We start from the raw sequence: 3,441 nt of genomic DNA, 5'->3' as shown, positions 1-3,441 counted from the left end.
AGGGCGGTGGCGTCGGTGGCCCAGAGCCGGCCCCATAGGGCGGTGGTGCCGTTTTCGCTGTTGCGGGTGTCGACGGTGACGTCGCGGCTGCGGGCGTCGCGGTCTTGGCGGCGGAGGGCGTCGGGGTCGTATCGGTCGATCAGGGCGTCGATGGCGGCCGCGGTTTTGGTCGCCGAGAGCGGCCCTAGTGCGGTGGCGATCTCGGCGAGTTCGGTGTCGATGGCGTGCAGGAGGTAGGGGTTGGTGATCAGCGTGGTGCGCCAGACGATGGTGGCGACCAGTCGGGAGTTGATCGCCCCGGTGAGGAACAGTGCGGCCACCTGGGGCAGCCGGTCTCGCAGTGCCGAGGCCAGATACATCTGTGAGGAGGCCATGCCGTGGCTGATCTGCTCGGCGGCGGCGACCTCGCTGGCCGCGGCGTCCCAGTAGTCGCACGACCAGCGTGACCGGTTGACCGCATCGGTTCCGTGGGTGCGCCGTGCGACCAACTCGCCGATGACGGCCAGCCGGCGTGCCGCGGCGGCGGCCTCCAGTCGGGCCCACCCCGCGATCGCCGCCACCAGGGCTTTGTCGTCGGCATCGGCCAACGACCCCGGCTCAGGCAGATCCGCATCGAACATACGTTCGACTGTACCCGAATCCACTGACTCAAACTTTCTGACAGGGTCGCGTTATCCACAACGCGCACCTGATGAGTGCGAGTCCGACAGGATGCTTTGTCGCTCTAGGCTCGACCGTATGGAGCAGCAGGTGCACTTCGTCACCATCGCGGCCACCGATCTGGACGCGACCAGCAAGTTTTACGGTGCGCTGGGTTGGCAGCCGCTGCTGGAGGTCGAGGGAGAGATCGTCTTCTATCAGGTGGCGCCGGGCCAGGTGCTGGGGTTCTTTGACGCCGAGAAGTTCAACGAAGACCTGGCGCTGCCCGGCGACCATTCCCGGGTCTCCGGGGTCACCATGGCGCACAACGTCGACAGCCCCGACGCCGTGATCGCGCTGGCCGATGCCATGGCCGCCGCCGGTGGCACGATGATCAAGTCGCCGCGAGCCGGCCAGTTCGGTGGCGTGTTCCACGCCCACATCCAAGACCCGAACGGTCTGATCTGGGAGATCGCCCATAACGCCGGCTGGCGGATCGCGCCGGATGGCACGGTAAGTCTCGGTTGAGGTCGTAGGGTGGCCGGGAAGTAAGGCGAAAGGAACGGCACGACGATGCCCTCACTGCTGAGTACGGCGCTGGGCGCGGCACCGATCTTCGGCGGAGCCCTGCTGACGGCGGCGGCCGGGCAGCTCAAAGGCCCCGACGTACGCGCGCTGATCAAACAGGACCTCGACCTGCTCGACCGGCTTCCCGCGGAACAGACCCAGCGGCGCGCGGATTTGCAGCGCACCATCGACGAGCGCATCGACGACTTGGTCGCGGCCTCCGATCGCACCAGGGCGCTGCGGGCGGCGGCGCTGTCCTATCAGGGCAATTGGCGTGACGTGGTCTTCTTCGTCTCCTCGGTGCTGTTCACCTATGTCTGGTGGCACATCAACCATGACCGCGGTAATTGGCTGCCGATGTTCGTGGTGTTGATCCTCGCGTGCATCGTGTCCGCGGTCTACGCGCTGCGGGGGACCTTGCGGGTGGTAACGCACAGCTGGCGGCGTCGGCGATGACAGGCTGACCATGTCGCACGTCGTCGAAATCCCACGGCGCGGCAACCCTTTTCCGGCAACCGGGGTGACCCGCGACCACAACGGTGTCGCGCATTACCAGCAGCTGCCGGCGACGCTGCTCGATGTGTTGGCCGAGCAGGCCGAGCAGCGGCCCGACAGCGAAGCCGTGGTGGAACTTGCGGGCGATCGGCTGACCTACCGGCAGTTGTGGCAGCGGGCCGCGCGCGTATCCGGCGGGCTGCGAGGCGACGGTCTGGCGCGCGGTGATCGGGTCGCGTTGCGTTACCCAGCGGGACTGGACTGGGTGCTGGCGTTCTGGGGCACGCTGATGGCCGGCGGGATACCGGTTGCCGTCAATACCCGGTCGGCCGCACCGGAAGTCGACTTCATACTCACCGATGCCGGCGTTCGGGTGGACCTGGCTCCCGGCGCCGCACTGCCCGATGGCCCACCGTATGTGGTGGACGGGCTCGAAGCGGGCGACACCGCGGCGCTGTTCTACACCTCTGGTACCACCGGCAGCCCCAAAGGAGTGCCCACCACCCACGAGGCGTTTGTGACCAACGCCGAGAACATGATGCGCGCCTTGGGTCGGACCCGGACCTTGGCCGAGGAGTACCGCACGCTGATCTCGGTCCCGCTGTTCCATGTGACCGGCTGCAACTCCCAACTGCTGGTCGCCGCCTACACCGGCGGCACCGCGGTCATCATGCCGTCACTGAGTCTTCCCGAGTTGATCGCAACGCTTCCCGCGCAGCGGATCTCATCGATGGTGACGGTGCCGGCGATCTACGCGCTGCTGCTTCGGCATCCCGACTTCGCCAACGCCGACGTCAGCCGGGTGCGGTGGGTCGGCTACGGCGGGGCGCCGACGGCACCTGCGCTGGTGCGTGCGCTGCGCGAGGCATTCGGCGCGGCAACGGTGTTCAACGGCTACGGCATGACCGAGACCGCCTCGCTCATGACGGTGCTGCCGGACTCCGACGCGGTGGCGCACGCCGATTCGGTCGGCTACGCGGTGCCGTCGGGCGATATCGGCGTCGTGCCACTCGGCGACGATCCGGGCACCGGAGAACTGGTGGTGCGCGGCGCGAATGTGATGCGGGCCTACTGGAACCGGCCCGAGGCGACCGCCGCCACCATCATCGACGGCTGGCTGCACACCGGCGATGTGGTGCGCGTCGACGACGCCGGCCGGGTGCACATCATCGACAGGCTCAAGGACATCATCAACCGCGGCGGTGAGAACGTCTCCAGCGTAGAGGTGGAAGCCGCCCTGCTGTCGGCTCCCGGCGTGGCCGACGCGTGTGTGCTCGCGGTGCCCGACGAGGTGATGGGGGAGAAGGTCGGCGCGGTGCTGCTCGGCGACCAGCTCGAGATCGATGTGGCGGCGGTTCTGGAGTACTGCCGCGGCCAATTGGCGGACTTCAAGGTGCCGCAGTACATCACCGTGGTGAGCGAGGCGCTGCCCCGCGCGGCCAGCGGCAAGCTGCTCAAGGCGCAGTTGCGCGATCAGGTGCGTTGGGGCTCGCCGCTGCGCTGATATGTAGGGATGTTTGTCAAGTCCCAGGGTGAAGCGGCGGCCACGACCGTCGTCATGGCCGCCGCTTCGTGACCAGGTGAATGTGGGTTGTCGAGCGTGTCGTATCGACGCGTATCAAGTCTGATATTCGCGGGTTGGTTACCGCAGGACGGGACTTTCGAGTCGGAGTTGGCCGCTATCTAAGGTCGAGCGTAATGCGTTGCAGGGCAGCGACATCGTTCATAGCGCAGCCGCGG

At 67.3% G+C, this 3,441-nt stretch carries 4 protein-coding genes; 3 read left to right on the top strand and 1 reads right to left on the bottom strand.

What is annotated here, in order from left to right; translation table 11 throughout:
* A partial coding sequence (locus tag EJK91_RS21285) for a DUF222 domain-containing protein (RefSeq protein WP_125079892.1) occupies positions 1–620 on the bottom strand: 620 nt, incomplete at its 3' end.
* A 118-nt stretch (positions 621–738) separates the two neighbouring features.
* Here EJK91_RS21285 and EJK91_RS21280 point away from each other — a divergent pair.
* The 3 genes from EJK91_RS21280 to EJK91_RS21270 are packed head-to-tail and all read left to right on the top strand — an operon-like array spanning position 739 to position 3,205.
* Positions 739–1,167 (top strand): VOC family protein, encoded by a 429-nt coding sequence (locus EJK91_RS21280; RefSeq protein ID WP_125079891.1) that lies wholly within the window; start codon positions 739–741, stop codon positions 1,165–1,167.
* 45 nt (positions 1,168–1,212) lie between these two features.
* The gene (locus tag EJK91_RS21275) at positions 1,213–1,662 is read left to right on the top strand and encodes a hypothetical protein (protein WP_046302450.1); all 450 of its coding nucleotides are present in this window, start codon (positions 1,213–1,215) and stop codon (positions 1,660–1,662) included.
* Positions 1,663–1,672: 10 nt separating this feature from the next.
* Complete coding sequence (locus EJK91_RS21270; protein WP_125079890.1) at positions 1,673–3,205, top strand: class I adenylate-forming enzyme family protein; 1,533 nt, start codon at positions 1,673–1,675, stop codon at positions 3,203–3,205.
* The last annotated feature ends 236 nt before the right edge of the window (positions 3,206–3,441 follow it).

The sequence above is a fragment of the Mycobacterium sp. P7213 genome, from assembly GCF_900604305.1.
Classification (GTDB): Bacteria; Actinomycetota; Actinomycetes; order Mycobacteriales; family Mycobacteriaceae; genus Mycobacterium.
The sequence above is the reverse complement of the archived record's forward strand: the minus strand, read 5'-3'. Positions and strand labels throughout refer to the sequence as shown.

Coding starts and splice junctions, on each gene's coding strand:
- EJK91_RS21280 (WP_125079891.1), top strand. CDS start 739: ATGGAGCAGCAGGTGCACTTCGTCACCATCGCGGCCACCGATCTGGAC.
- EJK91_RS21275 (WP_046302450.1), top strand. CDS start 1,213: ATGCCCTCACTGCTGAGTACGGCGCTGGGCGCGGCACCGATCTTCGGC.
- EJK91_RS21270 (WP_125079890.1), top strand. CDS start 1,673: ATGTCGCACGTCGTCGAAATCCCACGGCGCGGCAACCCTTTTCCGGCA.